This window comes from Thermogemmatispora sp., from assembly GCF_019683755.1.
Taxonomy (GTDB): domain Bacteria; phylum Chloroflexota; class Ktedonobacteria; order Ktedonobacterales; family Ktedonobacteraceae; genus Thermogemmatispora.
Genome location: NZ_JADGHT010000294.1, coordinates 1 through 5,915, shown reverse-complemented (window position 1 = coordinate 5,915; position 5,915 = coordinate 1). Strand labels below are relative to the sequence as shown.

The 5,915-nt window shown below is 61.6% G+C and carries 4 protein-coding genes; 1 reads left to right on the top strand and 3 read right to left on the bottom strand.

Features of this window, described 5'->3' with window-relative positions; translation table 11 throughout:
* The coding region (locus IRZ24_RS15750) for a hypothetical protein (protein WP_297166020.1) at positions 1-212 on the top strand (212 nt) is incomplete at its 5' end.
* A gap of 213 nt (positions 213-425) precedes the next feature.
* Here IRZ24_RS15750 and IRZ24_RS15745 read toward each other — a convergent pair.
* Genes IRZ24_RS15745 through nuoL form a run of 3 tightly spaced genes read right to left on the bottom strand, consistent with a single transcriptional unit; the run spans position 426 to position 5,864 of the window.
* The gene (locus IRZ24_RS15745; RefSeq protein WP_297166017.1) at positions 426-1,955 is read right to left on the bottom strand and encodes an NADH-quinone oxidoreductase subunit N; all 1,530 of its coding nucleotides are present in this window, start codon (positions 1,953-1,955) and stop codon (positions 426-428) included.
* Between the two features lie 15 nt (positions 1,956-1,970).
* Entirely contained in the window at positions 1,971-3,596 is a 1,626-nt protein-coding gene (locus IRZ24_RS15740; RefSeq protein ID WP_297166014.1) for an NADH-quinone oxidoreductase subunit M, read from the bottom strand.
* A gap of 15 nt (positions 3,597-3,611) precedes the next feature.
* Positions 3,612-5,864 (bottom strand): NADH-quinone oxidoreductase subunit L, encoded by a 2,253-nt coding sequence (gene nuoL / locus IRZ24_RS15735; RefSeq protein WP_297166011.1) that lies wholly within the window; start codon positions 5,862-5,864, stop codon positions 3,612-3,614.
* Positions 5,865-5,915 lie beyond the last annotated feature (51 nt).

The window sequence follows — 5,915 nt, the reverse complement described above, 5'->3', positions numbered from 1 at the left end:
TGTACCTGAACGTGACGGAGGCGAAGCTGTTTTGGGCGCAGGGGGATGTAGAGCAGAGTGCCTGGCTGGGGGTGAAGGCGTGGGAGGCGGCGCAAGAGACGGGATCGGCGAAAGTGGAGCCGGAGCTGAGAGCGTTGCACGCCAGCCTGAGCGCGAAGGCGCCGACCGATGCCAGCGTGCAGCGGCTCGGCCTCGAACTAGGCATCTGCTAGAGGTGCAATCACAGGAGGCGCCTCGACCGCTGCCCATACGCTTCAGAGAACACGTAAACAGAAAGCCTGCTTCATTGTCGAAAACAGCGCGGCCAAACCAGCCACGCAGCAAAAGAGGACGGCTCGCTCTCACGAACCGTCCTCCTTCGAGCTGTCTATCTGGCTAGCTAGAGCCTATAGCCGTAGCGCACTATCCTGAGCTGGCAAGGCTCCCTAGTGGCCCAGCGCCGTCAGCACGCCCTGCGCCGAAGCGAAGAGCATCGACGCCGCTGGCAACGCCCAATTCAGCACCACCTGCGCCACCACAATCAGCACCAGCAGAGCCGCCGTGGCCAGCACGATCGACGAACTCAAGCCCAGTGGCGTCGACAGGCGGTCCTCCTTGGGCGGCGCATCGAAGTACATTGCCTTCACAATGCGCCCATAGTAGACCAGCGACACCACACTATTGAGCAAGGCGATAATCACCAGCCACTGCAGCCAGGGCTGATTCATCTCCACCCCCTGGCTCCAGGCCGCACTGAAGAGAAAGACCTTGCTCCAGAAACCGGCCACCGGAGGAATCCCCGCCAGCGACAACAGACAGAGCGCCGTACCCAGGCTCACCAGCGGCTCACGCCGTGCCAGCCCGCGGAAGTCCTCGATCTGCTCCCCGCCCGTCGCATTGGCCAGGGCGATAATCCCCGCGAAGGCCCCCAGATTGGTCAGCACATAGACCAGGATAAAGAAGAGCACAGCGGCATTGCCCTCGGGGCGGCCCGTTGCCAGGCTTGCGCAGAAGCCCACCAGCAGATAGCCCGCCTGCGCAATGCTCGAATAGGCCATCATACGCTTCACATTCGACTGCACCGCCGCCACCACATTGCCCAGCGTCATCGTCAGGATGGCCATAATCGCCACCACCACCACCAGCTGAGGCAGATCGCGCAGATTCAGCCCGCCGTAGAAGAAAATGCGCAGCAGGCCGGCAAAGCCCGCCGCCTTCGAGCCGACCGAGAAGAAAGCCGTTGCCGGCGTTGGCGCCCCCTCATAGATATCGGGCGCCCACATATGGAAGGGCACCGCCGAAATCTTAAAGCCGAAGCCGGCCAGGATCAGAATATCCGCCACAATCACCAACAGATTCCCATCCTGCAGGCCCTTAGCGAACGTCCCGGCGATGCTCAGCAGATCTGTCGTCCCCGTCAATCCATAGAGCAGCGCCAGCCCGTAGAGCAGGATCGCCGAGGACATCGCCCCCAGCAGCACATACTTCACCGCCGCCTCCGCCGAGCGCTGATCGGTGCGCAGCAGCCCGGCCATCACATACAGCGGGAAGCTTGTCAGCTCCAGCGAGATATACAGAGAAATCAGCTCACCGGTGCTGGCCATCAACATCATGCCGGTCGTCGAAAAGAGCAGCAGTGTATAGAACTCGCCCGCGCCCCGCACGTACTTCGAAACGTACGAGTACGAAGACAGGATCATCACCGCCGCGATCAGGAGAAAGACCACCTTGAAGAACAGCGCGTAGTTATCGACCACCAGCATGTTAAAGAACGCATGGCGGGCTGAACCGGTATTTGTCAGAATCAGCGAAATTGTAAAGAACGCCGGCACCAGCAGGCCCACCAGCGCCACTGCCGCCGTCACCGCGCGGCGCTTCACAAACAGATCGACAGCCATCACCACCAGCGCCAACAGCGTCAGGCTCAGCTCCGGCGAGAGCAAGTAGAGATCAGCAACCTTAAAACCCGTAGCCATAGACGCGCCTCCTACCTAGCGACCCAGCGCTGTTGTAGCCACCGGCAGCAGATGATGCAGAGCCGGCACGATGACATCCAACAAGAAGCCGGGATAGACCCCGACCAGCACGATGAAGGCCGCCAGCGTCACCAGCGGGATCGCCTCGCGCCAGGAAGCATCGGGCAGCCAATTCCAGCGCAGATTGAAGGGGCCGAACAGCACCCGCTTCAACATCCACAGCAGATAAGCCGCCGTCAGAATCATCGTAAAGACCGCAATTGCCGTCGGCACTGGCCAGATGCGGTAGCTGCTCGTAAAGACCATGTACTCCGCCACGAAGCCCGCCAGACCCGGCAGACCGAGCGATGCCAGACCGGCGAACGTAAAGAGCGTCGCCCACAGCGGCATCCGCTTGGCCACCCCGCCGAAGATCTCGATCTCGCGCGTATGGGCCCGATCGTAGATCACGCCCACGCAGAAGAAGAGCAGGCTTGTGATCAGCCCGTGGCTGATCATCTGCACCGTTGCCCCCATCAAAGCCGCCGTTCCGAAGTGGGCCACATCGGGATTGCTCGTGTGGATCGCCATCGCCGCCGCCGCCACGCCCAGCAGAATCACCCCCATATGGCTCACACTGGAGTAGGCCACCAGGCGCTTCATATCCTTCTGCACCAGGCAGATCGCCGCCCCATACAGAATATTGATCACCGCCAGCACCACCAGCAGGGGCGCAAACTGCTGCAGCCCATCCGGGAAGAGGCCCAGGCAGATGCGGATCAGCCCATAGGCGCCCATCTTCAGCAGCACGCCCGCCAGAATCACACTCACCTCAGTGGGGGCATCTGTATGCGCATCTGGCAGCCAGGTATGCAGCGGGAACATCGGGATCTTGACGGCGAAGGCCACAAAGACCAGCAAGAAAGCCAGCAGCTGCGACCCCATCGTCACCCCGAGCAGCGGGAGCGTCACCCCTGTACTGGCTGGCAGCAGGTGTTGCATCAAGACCGGCAGACTGGCCGTATTCTGGCCGGCCTGGAAATAGACCAGCAAGATCCCAGCCAGCATAAAGATACTGCCGAAGAAGGTATACAACAAGAACTTCCAAGCCGAATAAATGCGGCCTGGCATCCCATGCTTTACCGTCTCGCTGCCCCAGATGCCGATCAGCAAGAACATCGGCGCCAGCTCCACCTCCCAGAACAGGAAGAAGAGCAGCAGATCCAGGGCCATAAAGACCCCCATTACTCCCGCCTCCAGCAGCAGCAAGAGGGCCATATACTCCTTCACCCGTGGCTTCTCCCAGCCGCCAATCACCGCCAGCACCGTCAGCAAAGCATTCAAGATCACCAGCGGCAGGCTCAGGCCATCCACGCCCAGATAATAATCGATACGGAACGTTACCGACCCAAGCTGGAACTGAATCCAGGGGAGCTGCACCACATCGATCGAAGCCGGATCGGCCTTCGGGTCCGTCACCGACCCGAAATGGTAGCCGGTAGCCACGGCGATCCGCAGGAAGATCCAGAGCGAGAGCGCCAGCGTCGCCGCGCTAAAGGCCAGCGCCAGCCAGCGTGAGAGACGGACCGGCGCCGCCATCGCCAGCACTCCGCCGAGCGTCGGCAGCAAGAGAATCCAGGTGAGATCGTAGGCAAAGATCACAGCGCTCCCTCCCCTCTATCTGAGCGTAGCCAGCACAAAGACAACCACGGCAAAGACCGCGATCCCACCGAAAAAGACCGTCATATACGCCTGCACCTTGCCGGTCTCCGCGCGCCTCAGACCGCTGCCCAGCTCCATGACCAGGCTCGCCACCCCATTGACAATACCATCCACCACGAAGCGATCGAAAGCCGCCGCCACATGGCAGAGGCCCAGCACCACATAGCGCACAATCCAGTCATAGAGCGTATCCACATAATAGCGGTGCAGCAGCAGACGATGGAAGAAACGCAGAACCGCGTTAGCCTCAACCACCTTATGAACCCGCTCCCAGCCGACCGCACAATAGAGCACATAGGCCCAGGCGATGCCCAGCAGCGAGAGCGCCACGCCCAGCCAGGTCAAGCCATCGCTAAAGAGCTTGCCCAGATCCAGCAGCGGCGCATGGGGGTCCAGATACTGGAAGAAACCCACCCAGTAACCGGCGAAGATCGAGAAGATCGCCAGAATCACCAGCGGCAGCGTCATCGTCACTGGCGACTCATGCGGCGTTCCCTCACCCCGATAAGGGCCGCCCCAGATGCCACCAAGCGCGCCGCCCTTACCGCCAAAGGCCAGGAAGAAAGCGCGGAACATATAGAACGCCGTCAGCCCGGCAGTCACCAGCGTAATCGCCCACAGCGCATAATCGCCATGCTCGAAGGCCAGCGAAATCAGCGTCTCCTTGCTATAGAAACCGGAGAGGAAGGGGAAGCCGGAGATCGACAGGCCGGCGATCAACCAGGTCGCTGCCGTAATCGGCATAAAGCGGGCCAGGCCGCCCATCAAGCGCATATCCTGGACCTCGCGGTGCATGGCATGATGGAGCGCATGCAGCACGCTGCCGGCGCCCAGGAAGAGCAGCGCCTTAAAGAAAGCATGCGTGAACAGATGGAACATACCGGCGCCCGGGCCGATCTCCGTGCCAGCCACCCCGAGGCCCACGAACATATAGCCGAGCTGGCTGATCGTCGAGAAGGCCAGCACCCGTTTAAAGTCTGTCTGCGTCAGACCGATCGTTGCTGCAAAGATGGCCGTGATACCACCGATCCAGGCCACCACGCCGAAAGCCTGCGGGCCGGCGGCGGAGAAGAGCGCGAAGGTGCGCGCCACCATATAGACGCCGGCGGCCACCATCGTCGCCGCGTGGATCAAAGCACTCACCGGGGTCGGACCCTCCATCGCCGACGGCAGCCAGGTATGCAGCGGCACCTGGGCTGATTTCCCGATGGCGCCGCAGAAGACCAGGATCATCGCCAGGGTCAGCAGCGCCTGATTACCGGCGAAAGCCTGGGCCACCCCGTGGGGACCGCTACCGGCCAGCGTCGCGAAATCGAAGGTGCCCGTCGTCGCGAACAGGATCATAATGCCGAGAATAAAGCCCACATCACCGATGCGGTTCATGACGAAGGCTTGCAGCGCAGCGCTGGCGGGAGCCGGGCGCTCCTCAGCGGGTTTGGCCCGCTTATTGATCCAGAAACCGATCAGCAGGTAAGAACTCAAGCCGACCAGCTCCCAGCCGACGAAAATCACCAGGAAATTCGCCGCGAAGACAATGGTCAGCATTGAGAAAGCGAAGAGCGACAGGTAAGCGAAGAAGCGAGCGTAGCCGGCGGACTGGGCCATATAGCCCTGGGAATAGAACTGCACCAGCAGAGAGACGGTTGTCACCACCACCGTCATCGCCAGGGCCAGATTATCCAGGTGGAAAGCAATGGTATAGGGTTGGAAGGCGGCATCGCTGCCCCAGGTATAGGAGAAGAGCGTGATTCCTCCCTCGGGCAGGCGTGGAGTACCGGGGAGCAGACCGAGCGAAGCGAAGAGCAGCAACCAGGAATAGAGGCAGGCGAAGAGCATCAAAACAATACCCACGTAGCCGCTCAACTTCGCCCAGGGGGTCAAATACGGCACCGTTGGATCATCATCGTAGGGATCACCGTGGTGTCCTTGGTGTCCCGCCTCTCCCTCATGCCCCGCGTGCGCCGCGTCCTCAGCGTGCCCTGCCGCATGAGCGGCGTGCTGCTGCTCAGCATGTCCGCCGGCGCCGCGCGTTGCCTCCCAGGCGGCAAAGGCCGGGTCCGCCTCGCGCAGGTAGGCCGCGTAGTCCTGCGCCGTCTGCCCATGATGGCGGCTCCACAGATCGGCCATGCGCGTCCCAAAGACGATCACCGCGAACGACGCCAGCGGAGCGGCCAGAATGAGCCAGGCGTACTCATACAGACCGTACATAGCAAATCACCACTTCAGCATATCGATTTCGCCAACATCCACCGTCTGGCG